17 protein-coding genes and 2 pseudogenes are annotated in these 22,015 nt (G+C 44.4%); 2 read left to right on the forward strand and 17 right to left on the reverse strand.

The features are described 5' to 3' along the window. Positions 1-196 precede the first annotated feature (196 nt). The 7 genes and pseudogenes from QD47_RS09845 to QD47_RS09875 all read right to left on the reverse strand — a co-directional run bounded on the left by QD47_RS09845 (position 197) and on the right by QD47_RS09875 (position 5,344). Positions 197-1,054: a Cof-type HAD-IIB family hydrolase gene (locus QD47_RS09845; protein WP_044645967.1), complete on the reverse strand. Its 858-nt coding sequence runs from the start codon at positions 1,052-1,054 to the stop codon at positions 197-199. Between the two features lie 263 nt (positions 1,055-1,317). Next, positions 1,318-1,914: a DUF1349 domain-containing protein gene (locus tag QD47_RS09850; protein WP_044645968.1), complete on the reverse strand. Its 597-nt coding sequence runs from the start codon at positions 1,912-1,914 to the stop codon at positions 1,318-1,320. A 226-nt stretch (positions 1,915-2,140) separates the two neighbouring features. Next, positions 2,141-3,235, reverse strand: coding sequence for an RICIN domain-containing protein (locus QD47_RS30040; protein ID WP_052646749.1), 1,095 nt, complete (start codon positions 3,233-3,235; stop codon positions 2,141-2,143). Between the two features lie 19 nt (positions 3,236-3,254). Next, on the reverse strand, positions 3,255-3,482 hold the full coding sequence (locus QD47_RS09860) for a hypothetical protein (RefSeq protein WP_044645969.1): 228 nt from the start codon (positions 3,480-3,482) through the stop codon (positions 3,255-3,257). Positions 3,483-3,790: 308 nt separating this feature from the next. After that, positions 3,791-4,115 (reverse strand): annotated as a pseudogene (locus tag QD47_RS09865) (VOC family protein). 164 nt (positions 4,116-4,279) lie between these two features. Beyond that, a complete protein-coding gene (locus tag QD47_RS09870) occupies positions 4,280-4,573 on the reverse strand; it encodes a hypothetical protein (protein WP_044645970.1) in 294 nt (97 codons plus the stop codon). A 141-nt stretch (positions 4,574-4,714) separates the two neighbouring features. Beyond that, positions 4,715-5,344 carry an energy-coupling factor transporter transmembrane component T gene (locus tag QD47_RS09875; protein WP_082067154.1) on the reverse strand — a complete coding sequence of 210 codons (630 nt, stop codon included), beginning with the start codon at positions 5,342-5,344 and terminating at the stop codon, positions 4,715-4,717. A gap of 166 nt (positions 5,345-5,510) precedes the next feature. Between QD47_RS09875 and QD47_RS09880 the strand changes: the two genes are divergently transcribed. After that, on the forward strand, positions 5,511-6,497 hold the full coding sequence (locus QD47_RS09880; RefSeq protein WP_044645972.1) for a LacI family DNA-binding transcriptional regulator: 987 nt from the start codon (positions 5,511-5,513) through the stop codon (positions 6,495-6,497). A gap of 85 nt (positions 6,498-6,582) precedes the next feature. Continuing rightward, on the forward strand, positions 6,583-8,859 hold the full coding sequence (locus QD47_RS09885) for an alpha-galactosidase (protein ID WP_044645973.1): 2,277 nt from the start codon (positions 6,583-6,585) through the stop codon (positions 8,857-8,859). Positions 8,860-9,067: 208 nt separating this feature from the next. Here the strand turns inward: QD47_RS09885 and QD47_RS09890 are convergent, their stop codons facing one another. From QD47_RS09890 to QD47_RS09935, 10 genes and pseudogenes are all read right to left on the reverse strand, one after another. Further along, complete coding sequence (locus QD47_RS09890) at positions 9,068-9,421, reverse strand: Asp23/Gls24 family envelope stress response protein (RefSeq protein ID WP_044645974.1); 354 nt, start codon at positions 9,419-9,421, stop codon at positions 9,068-9,070. A 69-nt stretch (positions 9,422-9,490) separates the two neighbouring features. Next, on the reverse strand, positions 9,491-12,601 hold the full coding sequence (locus tag QD47_RS09895; RefSeq protein WP_044645975.1) for an efflux RND transporter permease subunit: 3,111 nt from the start codon (positions 12,599-12,601) through the stop codon (positions 9,491-9,493). Beyond that, complete coding sequence (locus QD47_RS09900) at positions 12,598-14,022, reverse strand: efflux RND transporter periplasmic adaptor subunit (RefSeq protein ID WP_044645976.1); 1,425 nt, start codon at positions 14,020-14,022, stop codon at positions 12,598-12,600. Before QD47_RS09900 ends, QD47_RS09895 begins: the two co-directional genes overlap by 4 nt. Before the next feature lie 161 nt (positions 14,023-14,183). Beyond that, a complete protein-coding gene (locus QD47_RS09905; RefSeq protein WP_044645977.1) occupies positions 14,184-14,834 on the reverse strand; it encodes a response regulator in 651 nt (216 codons plus the stop codon). After that, entirely contained in the window at positions 14,831-16,060 is a 1,230-nt protein-coding gene (locus QD47_RS09910; protein WP_044645978.1) for a sensor histidine kinase, read from the reverse strand. The genes QD47_RS09905 and QD47_RS09910 overlap by 4 nt, the downstream gene beginning before the upstream one ends. 246 nt (positions 16,061-16,306) lie before the next feature. Next, positions 16,307-17,250 (reverse strand): annotated as a pseudogene (locus QD47_RS09915) (AI-2E family transporter). A gap of 404 nt (positions 17,251-17,654) precedes the next feature. After that, on the reverse strand, positions 17,655-18,530 hold the full coding sequence (aguB, locus tag QD47_RS09920; RefSeq protein ID WP_044645979.1) for an N-carbamoylputrescine amidase: 876 nt from the start codon (positions 18,528-18,530) through the stop codon (positions 17,655-17,657). 28 nt (positions 18,531-18,558) lie between these two features. Beyond that, the gene (locus QD47_RS09925) at positions 18,559-19,590 is read right to left on the reverse strand and encodes an agmatine deiminase family protein (RefSeq protein ID WP_044646010.1); all 1,032 of its coding nucleotides are present in this window, start codon (positions 19,588-19,590) and stop codon (positions 18,559-18,561) included. Between the two features lie 167 nt (positions 19,591-19,757). Beyond that, a complete protein-coding gene (gene yfcE / locus QD47_RS09930) occupies positions 19,758-20,309 on the reverse strand; it encodes a phosphodiesterase (protein ID WP_044645980.1) in 552 nt (183 codons plus the stop codon). A 202-nt stretch (positions 20,310-20,511) separates the two neighbouring features. After that, on the reverse strand, positions 20,512-21,930 hold the full coding sequence (locus QD47_RS09935; protein ID WP_044645981.1) for a glycoside hydrolase family 1 protein: 1,419 nt from the start codon (positions 21,928-21,930) through the stop codon (positions 20,512-20,514). Positions 21,931-22,015 lie beyond the last annotated feature (85 nt).

A 22,015-nucleotide genomic window follows, 5' to 3' on the forward strand; every position in this document is an offset into this window, starting at 1 on the left:
CTTGCCTGTCTCCCAATTCATTATGTTTTTGATCATGGGCTAACTCCTCCTTTATGAAGGGTCTGATCGACATACACCAACTATTCCATTCCCTTCCACATTTTGATTATAAATGACTATCAATTACTGGAGTATAGGCGCCTGTCCATGTCCCAAATTTGCATAATCTTCGCTTGCAAAGAGGCTAACACGGTTATTATTCAAATATCAAACCGTATTTTACAAAGCTTTTATACAATCCATCTTCCTCAACGTTGTCAGTAATATCATCTGCAATTTCCATCAAACCCGGCTTTGCATTACCCATAGCAATGCCTAGGGCGCAATATTCGAGCATCTCGGCATCGTTCATTCCATCTCCAATGGCAATCGTCTGTTCCTGGGGCAGGCCCAAATGATTCAGCAAATCAGCAATAGCGATTGCCTTGTGAATACCAGGAATCATCATTTCCCCACTGTCCTTACCAAAGATCGGAACGGTGCACTGGATGACCTCAAATTTCCCCTGGAATTCTTCCTTGATGCGTTCAAAGGGTACATCACTTTCCAGAAAGCAAACCTTATTGACATCGTCTTTATACAAATCAGTCTCTCCATATGTCAAACCCGCGATAAATGGGTGGGGGGAACGCTCCATTTTTTCTCTGGCCACAGGGTCGTTCTCAACATCTCCATAGATCCGCCTCTCCAGATGAGGTCTTAATTTCTGGCTAGCATAGAGCGCCGAATTGGACTCCAGATAAAAATCAATTCCATGTGTATTAAAGAAATCCACCATTTGCCGAACATCCTCAGGCGTGACTTTTTTATGATAAAGAATCTCATCTCCGGATTCTACATATCCCCCTCCTGCTCCAATGAGACCATCAAATCCGATATTCCAAATAGCGTCGTAGATTTCAGCTTTCGAACGACCTGTACACAGATAAAGAAGATGACCATTCTCGCGTGCTATTTTGCAGGCTTTTTGTGCCGATTCAGGCACCATACCGTCATCACCGACAAGTGTTCCATCAATGTCGATAAATACAATTTTTTGAGTATCTCTATCCATTAGTATGCTGTCTCCCTTGTTTAAACGAATGATGTTTTATGAGATGATTGTCGTTATGTTCTACAATTACACTGTAATTTGTGTAACGCATTACATGTCAAATCTTTTTTTGATCTCCGAACGGGATCATCATTATGTTCTTTGGTACTTTAAACCTGGCTGCTCGACAACTTCTAGTAAATGAAGCTCTTTCCTGAGACTCGGAGAAGCAACTTATATCGTTAAAACAAAAAAAGCCGCCAAAATGGCGACTTCTTTTATGCCTAAAACCTGCTATCCTCATTGGGAATCGTTAAGTTTAAATATTTAAAATTGACCCGGCAACCTGATCCCATTGGTGACTGGGCCAGTGCACCTGCTATAAACTGATCAGCAATTTCCATTCCAAAGTAGCGGACTAACTTCCAATCCTCACCATCGGGCGAATAGTAAAATGAAATAATGCTCCCAATTTTCGTGATTCTTAAATGTGGGTTATCAACCACAACGCGCTCAGAATTACAATCATCGGAGGAGCCATTCTTTGTTACAACAGACACAATCGTAGCATAATCACCGTTAAATTCATAACATAGTTTAGCCCAATTGTTCTCGTCCGCCATCAACATTAAGCACCCTGAATCATAAAGATGACGCATGTCTACCTGAAGCTGTGTCGTAAGCTGAAATGACGTATCAACCTGGAGATGTAGGAAAGGAGCCGAATGGGCTACATGCTTTCCTCCAGGATCCTTGAAAAAATCAACTTTAGCCGGTGCATCAATGATCAATCCATCTTCTTTGGTGTATTCCCAGTGCTCGGGTTCATTCATCCACTTCAAATTTTCTCTTATCTCAGGCTGAAACAAATTATAACTCATATGAATGCATTCCCCCATTTGAATTAATCTGTATAAATATAATCCCATTATACTTACATCCATTTCGCTTATAAATATAATATAAGTGCTGGATCATATAATAATAAGGAAATGAAAGGGACCATTTATTAGTTCGTAATAACTTAATTATTGAGGAAGGAGTTTTTCTTTTCTTTTTGAACTTGAAGTATTGTATTGGCTTACCTACTTGTGGGCTCAACTTAGCCTAATTTATTTTCACGAGATTCCATTGCTGATTGGAGCCCCCATTATCGGCCCATTGATTGACTGCCGCACCTGCGGTTACAGCCCCCTGATTAACATCCATCGTCAGGCCACTATTGCGGTTAACCAGAACAAGGTAGCCCCCGACGTCTACCGGCAGCCACTGCTGGTTATTATTTCCATTATCCTGCCACTGGATCAGGGAGGCCCCCCCTTGAATGGAGCTTTGATTTACATCCAGCAGCAAGCCACTGCCGACGTTCCGAAGCTTGTAAAAACCTTTTCCTGTCGCTTCCAGCTTCCATTGCTGGTTGGTTCCTCCGTTATCATTCCACTGAACAATCGAAGCACCGCCCGTGGTCGATGCTCCGTTCACATCCAATGCGAGACCACTCTTGCGGTTGATCAGCTTATAGATGGCATTGGAATCGTATCCGATGCTGTCCATGTAAGACATGCCGGATATGACGTAGGTCGTGACCGAACCCGCTTTTGCTGTTACTGTTAACTTTTTGTCCTGTACCGCGATGTTCGCCAGTGTCTTGAGATTCTCGCTGGAGGATGTCCGGAACACCTGGGCAGACGCACCTGTCGAAGTAAAGCGGCTCAGATCATACGTAACGGTCGTATCTGTAGGTTCTGAATTGGTGATTACCAAAACAAGTTTGCCTGAAGATGCATCGTAAGCGGCAAGCGTATTGGCGTCAGTCATACCGATGATTTTGTACCCCGGGCGAATGAACTTACTGTAATTGCCCATCACATAATATTTCTGATTCACAGTGTAGCTGGTCGTCTGTGTGTCATTAAGTACGTTCTTCAAAAATCCCCATCCCTCAGCACTGTCAACTGCCTGCCAGTAAACCCAGGCACTTGCGCCCATATTGCGTATGTCCTTTAGGATCGTCCGTGACATCGTCAATCCACTGGCGTCCCCGTCCCCATACTCGGAAGTCCATAGATGTTTGTTGTCCGAGGTGGCCCCATTGCGAAGCGCCGTTCGGTTGTTCCCCCCATACGTATGGGTATTGATCTGCGCGATGGCCGACTTCACAGCCGGGCTGTATCCGGCGAAGGAAGTGGTTGAATCCTCCAAATTGTATTCCTCCGGTGCGCTATGCAGAGCCTTTAAGGAGGCCATAATTCGTGGCATTATAGGATTGGTAGATATACAGATTGGACTCGCTGCTATTGGTAAAAGCCGAGATTGTATAAACACTTGTTGCTGCACTCGCTGTATTTGGGCTTATAATGCCGCACAGAATCATTGCTGTAAGAAATACGATGAATACTGACTCGCGTGTTTTCAATAACCATGTGCGTTCTTTCATAACAGTTAACATAGAGCTCTCTCCTTTACGCTAGATGATGGCCAGCTTTGGTTTCCAACGCTTCACTTCCTGGGGTTCTAACATGTGATCATATGACATACCCTCCTTTTACAGAACGGAAGTTTATAAAATGTAAGCGATTGCATTAATATTGTTATTAGGCTTCTGTCTGGTTCACACTATCCCAGATGACTGAATTTTACTTCAATTATTATATACCACGTTTTTTTGTATTTTCACTCTGCACAAGCCGCGTACTGCAACTGTTAGAAATAGAAAGTATCATCGTACTCTTCACCAAGGGCTTACCATTTATTCATTTAACACTTGCATACCATCAACAGATTTCCGTCAGGGTCCTGAAAGTTAAACCATTGGTCATGCTCTATGGTTGTCGTTATATTTACATTTTTAGATTGTATAAATGCATAGGCTTCTTCAATATTATGAGTATCTATGATTCTCGGCATAGATTTTGCTGTCCAGCACAATACGTGTTCCATTCATCGGAACGATGTACAAATGTCCAAATAAAATCTCTCCATCCGCAGACAACCCCAATATCTCGCAGTACCAATCGCGCGCTTTTTCAATGTCACTGACAGGGATAAACACAGTACCAATTTGATTTAAAATGGGATTCATGCAATCCCCTCCTTTTCGATAAACTCGTCTTTGGTTACGCTTATGATAGCCCATATTGTGGAATTTGCAAAAGTTTGTTTTCGAACAGCATAACTAAAAATAGCCCCGGCAAAATTATCCTGCCGGAGGCTATCATCTATTTTATAACATCATATCATGACTAATCATTCTGGGTATTGAGGCTTGGTCACGTTATTGGGAACAGATTCGTCATAAACGTCCTGGCCGGGATAATCCCGAACTTCCTCCTCATGCAACTCATGATTTTCATAATCAAAACGATGCGCGGTTCTCTGATCCACTCGCCACGGCGAGCTTTTTCCAAGAGATTCAGACATCAGAGCTGAACCGTAAGGACCTTCAGGGAACTCTTCAAGAACCAGATCATTTCGCTGTGACTCCACCGTAGATACATCGGTATACTCTTGCCTTTCTTCCTGCAAAAATTTATCCTTCATCGTTGCCCCTCCCTATCCGCTTTGAGATGATCAAAGCAAGCTTATTTTGAGCGAAAACGAATTTATGTATGCATGATGTTTGAAAAGCACTGCGTTTCAGGCTCTGATTCAGGTTTGGTTCTGTTGCAATAAATTTCTTCTTTAGAGGTTCCGAATTGATATAAATAATGCAAAAACAATAAGGCCTATGATATAGATCTTCGTATCCCGCTTGGACCATACCAGCAAGGCGGAACGTGCTCCAAACAGGGAATGCTCTCTAACTTTCCGCATTTCCATCGCGATCGTCATGTCCTCCGCACGCTGAAACAGCGACATCAGCAAGGGAATCACCATCGGTCCAAGATCCCGCCCCCGCACTGTGTTCGGTCGTAGCGCAGCTTTGCCGCGTGCCCGGACAATCAGCGAGAATCGCTGCCATTCACTCCAGATCATCGGGATGAACCGAAAGATTAACGATACGGCAAGTGCAAACGAGGTAACGGGAAGCCTCAATTTTTTGCCAACACCAAGCACCCAATTCAATCCTTCCACCATGCGTCCATAAGGCGTAGTCAGCGAGAACCAGAGACTGGCCAAGGTGACAATTAACAAACGGTACACATTCAGTAAAGTAGCCTCCGCCTGCATCAGGGAGAAACCGAACTGGAGACCGCCCCTTTCTGTTGAAAGAGTTGTTCCTGACAAAGCCGTGGATACGAGAAAAAACAACCTCCAGCATGGCTGTTGGTTCGTCCAGAATGAGGAGAGAGACCATGACAGAATATTCAATTTGAAACCCCTCCGTCATCAAGAGAATATTCATCATGTTAACACAACTAATCTGCACAGTAGTAGATTAAAAGTAAATTCAACAGCCATCTTGAAAGTATAAAGGGGATGTGTTAGGATGAAGTTGATTTTTAGTAAAATTATTAACTAAAAAGGTGTGAGCTCTTTGGCAACAATAAAAGACATTGCCCACGAAGCGGGAGTGTCTGCCGCAACAGTTTCAAGGGTTTTAAATAACGATCAGTCTCTAGCTGTGAGCCCGGACACCAGAAACAGAATTTTTTCGATTGCCAAACAGCTTGGGTATAAGCCTTCCCGGCTGAGACAATTAAAGCAGAACAAGGAACGTGCTGGAAAGACGGTCTCCCTCCTGTTGTGGTGTTCCATTGAAGAGGAACGGGACGATCCGTATTACGCCTCGATCCGTCGTGGAATTGAGCTACGCTGTGAAGAGCTTGGCCTGACGTTGGGACAGACCCTGCGGGGCCGCTCTTCCATCTCCACCTTGCAGAAGACAGACGGTCTGATTGTTGTGGGCGGCGTCGATCCTGAAGAGGTGATCAAGCTGCATCCCGACAAGAACTCCATTGTCCTTGTGGACCAGTATCATGAACAGCTGGAGTACGATTCTGTACGCCTCCACTTCCGTCAAGCTGTTGATCAAGCACTCGGACATCTAATCGAGCTTGGCCACCGACAAATCGGGTTTATCGGCGGCAAGAGCGACGGAGAGCGACGGGCGCATTATTTTGAACGGTTCATGCGGGAACAGGGATTGTACAATCCTCAATTCGTCCGTGTAGGCGCATGGAGTACCGCGGATGGATATCTGATGATGAACAATCTCCTTACCGAACAGCAAAGACCGACGGCTTGCTTCGTTGCAAGCGACCCGCTGGCCATCGGAGCCCTTCGCGCCCTGCATGGACATGGAATCCGGGTGCCAGAGGATATGGCTGTCGTCGGCTTCGACGACATTGAGATGGCGGCCTTCGTACAGCCTCCGCTCACCACCGTACGTGCCTACCCCGAAGAGATGGGAAAGGCTGCCGTTCAACTGCTCTCTGAACGGTTTGAGGGACGTGAACCACCTTCGCACAGCGTGATCGGGACTAGACTTGTCATACGGGAGAGCTCGTGCAGAAACGGCTAAAATCAGCAAGTGAAATTCTCAATGTTTTTGATAAATCCTTACGTGAAAACAAATTGATATGATGAACCCTCAAGGAGTGAATACCATGAACATTCATGTAGACGAGACGCTTGGTTTGTTCCATCTGCAGTCCAAGGATTGCAGCTATATTATCCAGCTTGTAGAAGGATATCCCGCACATGTTTATTGGGGAGCACGGCTTCATCATGACAAAAGTCTGGCAAGTATACTGGAGCTTAGGGAGCGGTGCTCCTTTTCTCCCAATCCTGTTCCTTCCAATCGTACGATTTCCCTGGATACGCTTCCCCAGGAATATCCTCAGTATGGAACAAGCGACTTTCGTCAGCCTGCTTACCAGGCTGCACTTGCGGACGGAACCCGGATTACGGAGCTAAAATATAGTGGTTACCGTATTGTAGCGGGTAAACCACAGCTCGAGGGACTTCCTGCCGTCTATACCGAATCGGATGATGAAGCGGCAACCCTCTTTCTAATCCTTGAGGACAAATACTCGGGTCTTAAGACGACACTGCTCTATACCGTATTTGCGAATCACAGCGCTATTGCCCGGTCTACTCTTTTTGAGCATAAGGGAAGCGCTATCATGAATATTGAGCATGCAATGAGCGCCTCTGTCGATTTCACCGATTCCAACTACCAAGCTCTCTACCTGTCCGGAGCGTGGGTGCGGGAAAGGCATATCCAGCGCCGCGACCTCGGACCCGGGGCCATTCGGTTGGAAAGCCGTCGGGGCTCCAGCAGTCACCAGATGAATCCCTTTCTGGCACTGCTTCGTCCTGATGCAACTGAAGATCGCGGAGATGTATACGGCTTCAGTCTGGTCTACAGCAGCAACTTCGTCGCACAGGCAGAAGTAGAGCAATTCAACCAGACCCGTGTAAGTATCGGAATCAATCCCTTTGACTTCTCCTGGCGGCTTGAACCGGGTCAGTCATTCCAGACCCCTGAAGCCGTTCTGGTCTTTTCCGAAGAAGGTCTTGGAGGCATGTCGCGCACCTATCATCGACTCTACCGCACACGTCTGTGCCGGGGCTCTTACCGTGACAAAGAGCGCCCTATTCTCGTAAACAATTGGGAAGCTACTTATTTCAACTTCGACGCCGATAAAATCGAAGCGATTGCTAAGGAAGCGGGGCCCCTCGGTATTGAGCTCTTTGTTCTGGATGATGGTTGGTTTGGCAAACGCGACAACGATGATAATTCGCTTGGAGACTGGTTTGAAGACAGCCGCAAGCTGCCTGGAGGTCTTGCCGACCTAGCCAAAAGGGTTAATGAACAAGGATTACAGTTCGGACTGTGGGTAGAGCCGGAAATGGTGTCTCCTGATAGTGAATTGTACCGCAAGCATCCCGACTGGTGCCTGCATGCTGAGGGTCGGCGGCGGACGGAAGGTCGATCTCAGTTGGTGCTCGATCTCTCCCGCAAGGAAGTATGCGATTATTTATACGATACGCTTAGCTCCGTTTTTTCGATCGCTCCGATCACTTATGTCAAGTGGGACATGAACCGTAATATGACGGAGATTGCTTCGGCTACAGCTTCTAGCGAACGGCAAAAGGAAACCGCACACCGTTATATGCTTGGACTTTACGATCTGCTGGAACGTCTGACCTCCCGGTTCCCAGACATCTTGTTCGAAAGCTGTTCCGGAGGAGGCGGACGGTTTGATCCCGGAATGCTCTACTATATGCCGCAAACATGGACCAGCGACGATACCGATGCGATTGAAAGATTGGCTATCCAGTACGGAACAAGCATCGTGTATCCAGCCAGCACCATGGGAGCACACGTATCGAGCGTACCGAACCACCAGGTGGGTCGAATGACCTCCCTCGCCATACGCGGTGACGTGGCAATGAGTGGCAACTTTGGCTACGAGCTTGACCTTACTGCATTTACAAAGGAAGAAAAAGAGCTCGCTGCCAAACAAATCGCCCAGTATAAGGAAATTCGCTCCCTTGTACAGCAGGGGAATATGTATCGGCTTCTTAGCCCGTTTGAAGGCCGAGGCGATACGGCCTGGATGTTCGTTAGCGAGGACCAGTCGGAAGCGTTTGTTGCTTATTTCCGCGTACTGGCTGAGCCCAATGGGCCAATCCTGCGATTAACTTTAAAAGGACTTGACCCAGAGAAAAAGTATAAGATCGAAACCGGCGCAGCAGGCAATACTGACCATACGGGTAATACCTTGGCGGAAGACGGCGGTTCCCCCTTCCGCGAAGCGTTCGGCGGCGAAATCTTTGGAGGTGACCGCTTAATGAAAATTGGGCTTGTTGTCTCGGATCTGTCAGGAGATTTTGTCAGCTCCACCTTCCGCCTTAAGGCTGTCCCCCGCGGATAATCGATGCAGCCAGTGACGATATTAGGATGATAAAAAAATTAAAACAAGGTAGTCCGATTCTCCGGTCTGCCTTGTTTTATCATTAATCCGATAATTTAGGTATCTTCACTTTCGTTTGCTTCAAACCTTGTCTGCCACAGTGCGTGGAACCATATCATCACTTGCCAACTTCTCGATGTATTTCGGAACGACCGTTGGCTCTTTCACTTCAGGGATTCTGTATGCGAGCAACTCCCTCCACCTTGACGTTCACCACGATCGAGGATAATCCTGTCATATTAGTTATATCCTCCATGACATTTTTCTGTAACTCTCGGGCCACCTCATGAATGGAGCATCCGTAATCGACGACTACTCTGAGATCAATAATTGTTTCATCCGGGCTTACTGTCACTGAAATTCCTTTTTTGAAATTTTTTCTATTCAAACGTTTGATTGCTTCTTTTGAAATCCCTCCGTAGATTGCTGATATTCCGGGAGTTTTCAATGCGGCCAAACCAGTAATTTTGGATACAACATCATCTGATATTAGAATGTGACCGTGCTGCTCGTTTTCAGTCATACAATGCTCTCCTTTGGTACCATCATTCAAGCATAATTATGACCTATCTATCTTTTGTATCAACTACAACTACAAAGACAATGAGCTATCGTTACTTGTATGCATTTCCTTCTTATGCTTCCGTTTCAGCTTCAGATTAGCTACGACCATATAAAGAGTAGGCACTACAAACAAAGTTAAAATGGTTGAAAAGATCAGTCCGAATATAATGGTCGTTGCCAACGGTTTGAACAGGATCTCCCCTATTGTGGCAATGGGGATCATGCCGACAATTGCAGTTAGTGAAGTAAGCAAGATCGGACGGAAACGGGCAGAGCATGCCATTAGAATCGCGTCTGTTAAATCGACTCCTTCACGCCGCGCATCTTCAATAAACTCTATCAATACGATACCGTTACGTACGACGATACCGGCAAGTGAAATGATACCCATAATACTCATAAAGCCAATTGGCATACCTGAAATAAAGCTTCCAAGGATTCCCCCTGCCGCTGCCAGATAAACAGTGGTCATAATAATTAGCGGTGTGGAAACCGAGTAAAACTGCATTGTGATTAAAAGGAGAATGAGAAAAATAACTATAACGGCTAACTTGCCCAAATCCTTAAATATATCGGACTGCGCGGATGTTTCCCCTCCCATCTCCCAGGTGTAGCCTGGTTCAAACTGTGTATTGGTAAGTTTGCTGCGGATGTCCTGAGTGAGCTCCGTAGCCGTACGCCCATTTGCATTGGCTGAAATCGTTACCGTCCGTTCCAAATCATAACGGTGGATTTGCTGGATGGAAAAGTCCGGTTTCATCGTGACTAACTGGGATAAGGGAATTTGCTCTTTTGCCGCATTGGTCACACTTAATTGTTGAAACAATACCTCAGGATCATTGTTTGGTTTATCCATGTATATATTTATATCCAGCAATTCCTTACCTGTATCAAAATCCGTTACATTGACCCCGTCACCCATTAATAGCATGGTACGCGTTAAATTGGAATAGCTAACCCGATATTTATCCAAGGCTTGTTGATTGACTTGGAAATTCAGATTATAGCTTTGCATACCCATATTATCGGTCACATCTACAGCCCCGGGAGTCCCCGCAACAATTTCTTTTACTTTAGCTGTCATGTTTTGCAGTTTTCCGATATCTTCTCCCTTAATACGGATAGACACCGCACTGCCGACCGGGATACCTAATTGAGGAACCCGAATGCTTATCAATGCAGCTGGATATTTAGCTTGTAGCGTATGGGTCCAATTATCCACTGTTTTTTTGAGATCAAATAGCCCCTCTTTTCCAACGACAGCAAGTTGGCCATTTACCGCTCCCCCAGAGCCGTGACCACCTGCAACATCGCTGTACATCTGAGGCGCTCCTCCACCTGCCGTTCCCGACAACCTCTCTGTTTCCGGCTGTTTTTTGACCCAGTTTCCAATCTCGTTTACAACCTGATTGGTTGCCTGCAACGACGTTCCTTCTGGCATCGTTACGCTGATCGTGGCATCCGCTTGATCGGATTCCGGAAATAATTCAATGGGAACAATAACAAGCAGTCCGTAGGCTGCTGTACCAATCATAAGACCTATAAGCGCTGTGAGAAGCGGACGTCGCAATATTCTCGGCATCCAGTTTTTAGAGTACACATTGGAGAGAGACTGTATTTGATTACCAAGAAGCCCCGGAGGCTTGGTCGTTTTGCTACGTTCTTTACCCTTACGACGGCTATCGTACCATTGACGGAAAATAGGAATGATCGTTAGCGACATAATCATGGAGGCCAACATCGTTAACGAAATAACGATAGGAATCGGCTTAATAAAGTCTCCAATATTGCCCGGCAGAAATAAAAGCGGGGCAAATGCTGCAATCGTAGCTAACGTGGCTGTAATGATTGATAAGGAGACCTCTTTCGTTCCTTTAATTGCTGCCTGAGTAGCATCTTCTCCAAATTCAGAGCGTCGGCGTTCAATGTTGTCATTGACCACGACGGCATCATCAACCAATATACCTAGTACGATGATTAATCCGATAACTGAAATTTGATTCAGCGTTGTCCCTGTTGTGGGCAAGACAATAAAGCTGATAGCAATAGAAACAGGAATAGCCAAGGCAACAAACGCAGAAGTCAGCAAATTTAATCCTAATGTACAAATAACAATGACCGATATAATAGCGATGATCATCTCTTTGGTGAGATTACCAAACATTTCACTTACTCGATCATTTTGCGCAAAGAGCTTTTCAAAATGTACATCCTTAGGCAAGCTACTTGCAAGTTCATTGATTTTGGCTGTTGCCGCTTTGGATACCGTTGGCACGTCTGTGCCTGTATCTCCGCTCACACTGATCGAAATAGCAGGCTTGGTATTCACATACGTATAACTAGCCGCTTTTTTAAAAACAAGCGAGGCTGTACCTACATCCTTCAAAGATATCGGAAACCCATCTTCGTTGCTTGAAATCTGAACGTTATTTAGGACAGATGGATCAGTTGAGGCATTTACCGTCATCTGATAAGTACGCTGATTGAAATCTAAACTTCCTGTAGGAACTCTATCATTCTCATCTTTGATTGCTTGAACAACCTGTTCCCAGGAAATATTATATTGCTGCATTTTTTGTGTGTTTAAACTGATACGTATTTCTTGATCTGGTATTCCTTGAATATTAACTTGCGAAATACCTGAAACCGTTTTTAATTGATCCTTCCATTTGTTCATCAATTCATTTAAAGAGTATAAATTCTCAACTTTATCAGAAGTAATCGCATATGAACCAATGAAAGAGCTTGTCATACTATCATTTATAATGGGCTGCTTGGCATCTGCTGGAAGCTCAGACTGTGAATCCTGCACCTTTGTACGAAGATCAGCCCACACTTTTGTCGGGTCCGCATCATTTAAAGCTTCTATACTTATACTGGATTGGCCTTTAGAGGAAGTGGAAGAAATCGTTTTGACACCTTGCACTTCTTTAATTTTCTGTTCCAATATCTTAGTAATGGTTTGCTCAATTCTTTCAGGCGAGGCGCCCGGATAGACGGTTGTAACACTGGCTGACATGGGAATAACATCAGGCTGCTCCTGTTTAGGTAACGATGTAAAATTGTAGAGCCCTAGCACAATACACATACCAAAGAAAATAAGTGTAATTTTCTGTTTTTTAACGATGTATTTAATCATTTGGACGATTCCTCCGATTTCCCAAGTACATCATTCCCGAGTAAATCGCCATTAAATAAAGTTCCTGCTCCTTGCGTAACGATTTGATCGCCTGCTTGTAGTCCAGAGACAACTTCGAACTGATTGTTAGTCACTTTTCCAACTTTAATCGCTGTTTTAACGGCCTTGCCATTTACAACTTTAAAGACATAAGGATCATCTCCAGTGCTAATTACAGCCTCTACGGGCACTAAAAGTGCTTCGTTTTGATTCACACTTTTCGATGCGCTGATGACTTGACCGGGCTTCCAATTCAGTTCAGGATTGGGAATGGTAACTTCCACATTGATGCTTCCCGTTTTGGAATTCGTCGATGGATAGATCTGAGTGACAGTTCCTGTTCTAATTTCATTATAGAGAGATATATTTACTTTTTGATCTTTCTTCCACGATAAGATTTCACTGTCCGGTACGGGCAGGAGCACTTTTAAAGTCCTGATGTTTCCGACAATAAACGCTTCACTCCCGCTGGAGCCCAACTGCCCATCAGCTACCTTTTTCTCAATTACAACACCAGATATGGGGGAGGTTAAAGTGGCTTTCTTAAGTGCTAAAGCCGTTTGCTCATAAGCAGCTACCGCATCCTCGTAGGAAGCCTGTGCCTGAGCTTTACTGGCTAGCCCTTGTTGCTGAGTAGCCATAGCCGATTCCAGCCCTGCCCTGGCCTGATCTACACCATCCGAAGCTTGTGCACGCTGTTCCTGGGAAGCCCCTGCAAGCAAAAGGGACAATTTCTCTTGCGCATCACTTAAGCTTTTTTGAGCGTTCGTTACTTCCAGCTGCGCATTTTCATTTTCCGTTAATGATACGGCCCCTGCCTGAAATAGACTTTGGGTCCGGACGGCATCTGCCTTTTTCTTGTTGTACATATTGGTTGCCGCAGTAACTGCATTTTTCGCCTGTGCAATTTCCTGTTTTTTGGCTCCATTGTTCAATTCCTGCAATTTGGATTGGGCTGAATTAATCTGGGATTGTGCATTACGAATGCTTGCATGTGCCGATTGAACAGAAGCGTCCGCTTGGCTAACACCGGCTTTCGCCTTCTCTATAGTTGCCTTGGCCTGAGCAAGCTGCAGCTGATAAGTGGTTGTGTCCAATTTCGCGAGGACTGCCCCTTTATGTACCTGATCCCCCACTTCAACCGTCGTATTTAAAATACGTCCATTCGCTTCAAAGGAAACTGTGGTTTGATTGCTGGCCTGCAATGTTCCCGCCAGATTAAATTCATTAGCCAAAGGCTTCATCGTTACTTTTTGAATGTGTACCGGTTGACCGGATTTTACAGTGGTATCCTCCGAAGCACTTGAGCAACCAGAAACCACCATAGCGAAAGTTATTCCTGTGACTAGCATTTTGATTCGTGTTCTATTCAACAATTTCATCCTCCTCGACTTCCTCTAAGCAGTTTGAGCAATCCATAATATTAAACTGCATACCTTTTTTTTCATAGTACAGCAGTTTATAAAAAAAAAATCGTACATAAGGGCAAGCTCCTTATGTACGAAAGGGCAAATTCGAACTGAATATGTTTTTATTTACCATTTTAACGATGCAGAATACCTCGTTCCAGAGACACGGCTACCGCTTCGGATCGGGAATCGACACCGAGTTTATTGTAAATGTTCGTTAAATGTGCTTTCACGGTCCGCTCCGAAGTCCCCATGTCGAACGCAATTTCTTTGCTCCTAAGTCCCCGTGCAACAGACTGCAAAATAATCCTTTCTTTCTCAGTCAGGATTGAAGTTTCTTCACGCTGCTCGCTTTTGATCTCTCTCTCACTTGTTTTAGCAAAAACTCTTGCTGTAATTTCCGGCTGAAGAAGTGTCTCTCCCCTTAATGCGGATTCAATAGTCCGAAATAGATTCTCACGGCTGGTATCTTTTAATAAATATCCTTTTGCCCCCAAAGTCAGTCCCTGGATCATTAAATCATCCTCGTTATAGGTAGTCAGGATAATAACTGGTGTTTCATTTTGCCGCTCTTTTAAAGCTTTCATCGTTTCCAACCCGCTCATTTGGGGCATATATAGATCCATTAGTATTACATCCGGCTGAAGTTCCTCAATCAGGGTAAGAGCTGTTGCCCCTTCTTCCGCTTCACCAACAACTTCGTAGCTGTCATTTGTCTCTAGAACAAGCTTTAGCCCTTCTCTAACCACCCAATGATCATCTACGATTAGTATTTTAAATTTCATGCTATGTCTCCTTTAGTAAGGGGGGCCTCTACTTTAATAGCCGTCCCTTCTTGAGCTGTGCTGTTGATCTGTATTGTTCCGTCCAGCAGACGCACACGCTCATGAATACCTATGAGTCCATAGTGTCCTGCTTGTCTAGCAATGATATCGGGGTTAAATCCTTTCCCATCATCACGGACCTCTATAGAAATTATACCTTGGCTATCCAAAATATTGATCCATACGTTCTTGGCATGCGAATGCTTGGCTACGTTCGTTAGACATTCACTTATGATGTGTAGCCCATGCTCAATCAACAGCCTGGATACCGAGGATTTAATCTTGATGTCCAGTGCTGTTCGGATTCCGGTAGCCATCGTAAAGCGCTGCGCCTCTTCCCGGACTGCATCAGCAAAGTCGACTTCCGAGGCCGATTTTGAACGCAGGTTGTCTATAGCCCGGCGTGAGTCAGCCAACGCCTTGCGTGCCTGGGACATGGACTGCTGAACGATTTCATGGGCTCTCTGTGAGCTGCCTTGTGTCAGATGAGCATCTATGGCTTCCAACTGCATAATCAGGCCAGCAAGACCTTGAGCCAGTGTGTCATGCAGGTCCCGCGCCATGCGTTGCCGCTCGTTGGCTAACGTAAGCTCTTCCACTTTTTGATGTGCAAGCTCCAGCTCATTGAGAAAGTTTTGGGTACGAATCCGCGCATTGACCTGACTGTAGAAAAGATTAGCATATGCAGCTACGATAATAGCTATAAGAATGAGCAGCGCAATAAACAGCACTGAGTTTTTGCTATCGTGACTCCATATAATGTAAGAACAAAAAAGAAGATAGAAACTAAAAAACAGCAACACAACTTTTTTTGCATAATAATAAACACCTATGCTTTGACCGATTAAAACCGGGATTAAACCAGTCAGCACAATCGGAAAACTTTCCGGCAGGAGAAAGGCGCTCGAAAAAATGATTCCTCCTTGAATAATAAAATAAAACCATGAGCAGTAGTGTAGAACTTTACGAACATGCCAGTACAGAAGTACGTGCAGAATCATGGCCAAAGAGAACAATATACTTTGAAGCGGCAGTAGTGTATATATATTTTGAAAAATAAGCCCTTCACTATGAATCAAAATGATCCATATTATAATAGGAACTCTGGATGTACTAATTCGATCACTTTCTCTATCGTTTATTTTTAAGTCTACATCTTGGTCTTGTTCCTTGGATTCGTTGCCCATAGTCCACCTCTTTATTCCTTTGGTCCAACTCAAAATTCTGGAAATGAATAGCCATACAGCTAACTTAGTTGCATACAAAAAACCTTATATTTATATTTTATCATTTTGTAACATAGTTAAAAGCAAGTAAAACTGTATCTCAAGCCATTTTACAAAATTATGGAGTTAAAAAAAACGTACGTTTGGGCGAGGACGTGTGTACGTTTGGGCAAAATAGATGTATGTATGCTAAATATTCAATATCAATCATAAATTTTCCCATTTATCTTTATAAAAAAGCAAATATGCCTTACCTAAGATGACTTTAACTATCATGTATAACGGGATAATCAACACTATTCCTGTAATTCCTGCCAAATCTCCTCCAATCAGCACGAGAATGATGACTGTCAAAGGGTGAACATCCAGTTGCTTACCGAATACATAAGGAGAAATGATATTGTCTTGTATTTGCTGGGCCAAAAGAATAACGATAAGTGACCATATAGCAACAGTCGATGATTGAATGAAGCCAATAATAACAATTGGAATTGATGATAAAATGGCGCCGACAAAAGGAATAAAATTCATAATCATCGCAACCACGGTTAATAATAGTGCATATGGCAGTCCGATTAATAAGAATCCCAAATACATTAACACACCAAGTGCCAAGTTAATAAGTACCCTTCCCACAATAAAGCTGCTAAGCGCGCTATCAATATCATCCAAAACCTCGTTTGCAGCGACTAAAAAGCGTTTTGGAACAAAACTGACCAATTTGCGGCCGTGACTAAAAAGAAACCTTTGTTCAAGTATTCGGTTAGGTGCGACAGTGGATTAACATCGCCCGGAAAAATAGCAGAAAGTGCCCCGTTCTGTTCTAATTCATGAACTTTTTTACTTAATGCACTAAATAGACTGGGTGCGTTCTCCACCAGGTTGATCATTTGGTTACGTATGGAAGGCCAAATGCCAACAACAAAGACAGCTAAAATGACTGCAATGGCGATATAAATGAGTATGATCGCAAGAGAACGATTTAACTTATGTTTTTCCAGTAAATCTACCAACGGGCGCAGAAGATAATAGAAAAAAACAGACAATATTAATGGCAATAAGACAATGCTGATTAAAGAAGTTAGCGGTTTAAATAAAAAATTGACCAGTGTGCACAAATATATAATGATGAGAACAAAAATAATACCCATACACCATTTAAAAAACTTGTTGATTTGGGGAGTGTGATTAGTGATTGGAACCAATCCCTTCTATCTTTACATATTTAATTAACTTCTTCAACTGACCACGCCCTTCATATCATAAAAAGAAAATTCGCATTATGAACATCCTGCTAATTCACTTAGATTTCTTATATTCATCTTAAATTGAATACCAAATAAAAAAATCGTACTTAAGGGTATAAACCTCATGTACGATAGGGCAAATTATTATTTTGTAACTTTGCAAAGTCCTCGGAGAATCTTAATTTTATCTTTAGTCATATTCGCTCAAGCATTCGAAAAATCCCCTTCCCGAAAAGCCGAGCGAATCCGAATGTGGGAAACGCCTTGGCTTATCAGCAAGGGGAACTTTGTCTATATTCGTATAAAGGTTATACTTTTAAATCACCATCATAGGTAGCAATCATTTTATATAGTTCCGGGCGGCGGTCACGGAAAATGCCCCATTCAATCCGCCCCACTTCCAGCTCATCCAGATCAAATTCAGCAGTAAGCACTTCCTGATCCGTACGACCAGCTTCTGCAATTTTGTTACCCTGTGGCCCAGCAATAAAGGATGAACCGTAGAATGTGATACTGGAGTCCTCATCCGTTTCAGTTCCAATGCGGTTGGAAGCAATGACTGGAATCAGATTGGAAGCAGCATGACCGAGCATGCAAATCTGCCAGTGATCCTTGGAGTCAATGGAAGAATCCTGCGGCTCCGAACCAATCGCTGTCGGATAGAACAAAATTTCTGCACCCATCAGCGCCATACAACGGGCAGCTTCAGGATACCACTGATCCCAACATACGCCTATTCCAATTTTGGCATATCGTGTATTCCACACTTTAAAACCGGTATCGCCCGGATTAAAATAAAACTTTTCCTCATACCCGGGACCGTCCGGGATGTGGCTCTTGCGGTATTTACCCAGCACTTCACCGTCCGCATCAATCACAGCAAGGCTGTTGTAGCGGGCGTAGTTTTTTTTCTCATAAAAGCTGATTGGTAGCACAACTTGCAATTCCTTGGCAATCTTCTTAAAATGGTTGACCGCCTTGTTATGCTCGAGCTCGGTTGCATATACAAAATAATCGGACTTTTCCTTCTGGCAGAAGTACGGAGTCTCGAACAATTCCTGAAGTAAAATAATCTGCGCGCCTTGCGCAGCCGCTTCACGTACCAGCTTCTCAGCTTTGCTTATATTTTCATCAATGTTGGTAGAGCAGCTCATTTGGGTTGCTGCCACTTTTACTTTTCTCACGTCAGTCCTCCTCTTGGATTTATATAGGTCAATTATTTACAGCGGGCATCTGCTGGGTAGTGCAGTGTACGTTACCGCCTTCACGGATGACCGCCATGCCGTCCACGGTACGAATGGTACGTTCCGGAAATACATTTGCCAGCACCTGCTCGGCTGCGCGGTCGCTTTCAGTAGCAGTGCCGCCAAACACAGGCAAAATAATGCCGCCGTTCACAAAATAGAAGTTGATATAGCTCAGCGTCAACCGACTGTCGTCAAAATCCACGCGCGGAGGTTGCCCGATTTGGATCACTTCCAGCTTGCGGCCTTTTGCATCCGTTGCCTGCTCCAGAATGCGCAGATTTTCCTGCGTGATTTCGTAATTTTCATCCATAGGATCATCGCATACTTGCATAATGACCTTGCCAGGAGCAGCAAAGCAAGCAATATTGTCCACATGCCCATCCGTTTCGTCGCCACTAAGTCCACGTTTCAGCCAGATAATCTTCTCAACGCCTGTATATTCGCACACATACCGTTCGATTTCTTCCCTGCTTAATTCCGGATTGCGGTTCGGATTCAGCAAACACTCTTCCGTTGTAATAAGTGTGCCTTCGCCGTCTACGTGCAGTGAGCCGCCTTCCATCACAAGCGGTGCATCAAACCTCGGTAATCCAAGCTTGTCCAAAATTTGCGGCGCTACCTGATCATCCAGGTCCCACGGAGCGTATTTGCCGCCCCAGGCATTGAACTTCCAGTTCACACCTGCCAACTGCCCTTGCTCATTCGTTAGAAAAGTAGGACCGTTGTCGCGCAGCCACGCATCGCTATGCTCTATCGGTAGCAGCTCTACCCGTTCCCCGAGCTCAAGCGCTTGGACGCTCTCCAAATCAGCTGGATTTACCACCACGGTAACTGGTTCAAACTCTGCCATGGCGCGTACAATTCCTGCGTAGCCCTTGCATACATCAGCATGCATATCCGGATAAACCATGGAAGACTGTACAGGCCAGGAAATATACGTACGTTCATGCGGCGCCCATTCAGGCGGCATCTTATACTGTGAATCCTTAATTTGCATGTGTTGAAGCTCTCTTTCTTCATCATAATGTTGAGTCTTTTCTGTAACTGGAAAACGTTGTCTAATAAACAAGACGGACGGACTCCGTTCCTATCATACAATAATATGATCTTTGTCTCAATCAGATCGAAAAAGTTTTGAACGAATCCCATTCAAGCTAAAATGAATTACATTGAAAATGTGATCGTTTTAATCGTGTCGCCATCAAAATCCTTAACCGTGAATTGCACTCCCTCCAATAGCCCATAGGATGGAGGATAGTTTTCCTTCGGCAACGCTATCGAACCGGGGTTCAGCACAAAGACACCCTTTTCCACATCCGCTACCGGAATATGGGTATGTCCCTGGATGAACACATCCCCCTTTTCCAGTGGTGGTAAGTTCCCAATGCTGAAGCCATGTCCGTGCGTGACATAGATGCGCCGACCTTCATGGTACAATAAAGCATAATCGCCCATCATCGGGAACTCCAGCAGCATCTGATCCACTTCTGCATCGCAGTTACCGCGTACAGCCACTGCAATATGAGACTTGTACTGATTCAGCACAGCCGCCACTTCTGCCGGATTGTACCCTTCCGGTAGCCGATTACGCGGTCCATGGTACATATAGTCTCCGAGCAGGACAAGGCGGTCTGCTTTTTCCTCCCTGAACTTTTCCAGTGCCAGCTGTAACCAGTGCAGCGAGCCGTGAATATCCGATACAAACATAAGCTTCATTATGTTCATTCCTTTCTGAATATGCTTCTCACCGTATCATAGCCTTTCTGACAATCGCTCGTCAGTAATAAAATTATCAACTAAGGGCCTGATCGTGATGCAAACAAAACTAAGCGACCGCTTCCCTGCACAATAGCAGGAAGCGGTCGCTGTATAAAATCCTTTTTCGTTGAATTGCTGCCTTGATCAAGCAAACAGCATTTTATTTCCGTCGCAAGCTTGCACCATTGGTCGAAATAACATCTTTGTACCAATGGAACGATTTCTTCCGATATCTTTCAAGTGTGCCGCTTCCATCATCATGACGATCTACATAAATGTAGCCATAACGTTTTTTAAGTTGAGCTGTCGATGCACTAACAACGTCGATACAACCCCAAGACGTATAGCCCATAACTTCTACTCCGTCGTCAATAGCCTCGCCAACTTGAACCAGATGATCATTCAGATAGTTGATCCGATAGTCATCTTCAACGGTTTTTTCGCCTTTTTCATTGGTGATAAGCTCGTCAACGGCGCCCAAACCATTTTCAACTATGAATAGTGGTTTTTGGAAGCGGTCATAGAATGTGTTCAGTACATAACGCAAGCCTTGCGGATCAATTTGCCAGCCCCACTCGCTTGCCTCAAGATGCGGATTGCTGACACCACCGAGGATGTTGCCTTCACCTTTCGCTTTCTTAGCTTCGTCAGCCGTTTCGCAAGTACTCATGTAATAGCTGAACGAGATAAAATCAACGGTATGCTTCAAATCTTCGGCATCTCCTGGTTCAAAATGAATAGAGATTCCGTTTTCTCTAAAGAAACGTTTCATGTAACCTGGGTATTGACCTCTGGCATGAATATCTGCAAAGGCCATATTTCTGTGATCAAACTCCATCGCAGCGATCACATCGTCTGGATTAGGTGTCAGCGGATAAGTAGGCATACTCAGCACCATACAACCGATTTTGAAATCAGGATTGATCTGGTGACCGATTTTTACCGCTCTTGCACTCGCCACAAGCTCATGGTGAATGGCTTGATAAAGATCTTGCTTAGTAAGCTGATCTTTTGGTGTGCTAATCCCGCCACTCATGAATGGAGCTTCAAGAATGGAGTTGATTTCATTAAATGTCAACCAGTATTTTACTTTATTTTTGTAACGGTTAAATACCGTTGTAGCATAGCGCTCATAAAAATCAACAAGCTTGCGGTTTACCCAACCATCGTATTCTCTGGACAAATGTAAAGGTGTTTCATAGTGAGATAATGTAACGAGCGGTTCAATTCCATATTTATGAAGCTCATCGAACAAATCATCATAAAATTGCAGTCCTTTTTCGTTAGGCTCCAGCTCGTCCCCTTTAGGAAAAATACGGGACCATGCAATAGAGGTCCGGAACACCTTGAAACCCATTTCTGCAAAAAGTTTAATATCTTCTTTATAATGGTGATAAAAATCAATACCAATCAACTTCATATTATCTTCTGTTGGCACATCCGTAACGGGTCCCCAACCACCACGAGGGGTTACATCCTGAATAGACCAGCCTTTTCCATCTTCTTGATAAGCGCCTTCCAGCTGATTAGCAGCAACTGCGCCGCCCCACAGGAAATCTTTTGGAAACTGTATACTCATTGTTCTCTCCGCCTTTACTTATGTTTTTTCATTAACCAGGGTAGGACCTTGTCCCCTTATGCTAATGTGTTATAAAGTGTTTCTA

Source organism: Paenibacillus terrae, assembly GCF_000943545.1.
GTDB classification, from domain to species: Bacteria; Bacillota; Bacilli; order Paenibacillales; family Paenibacillaceae; genus Paenibacillus; species Paenibacillus terrae_A.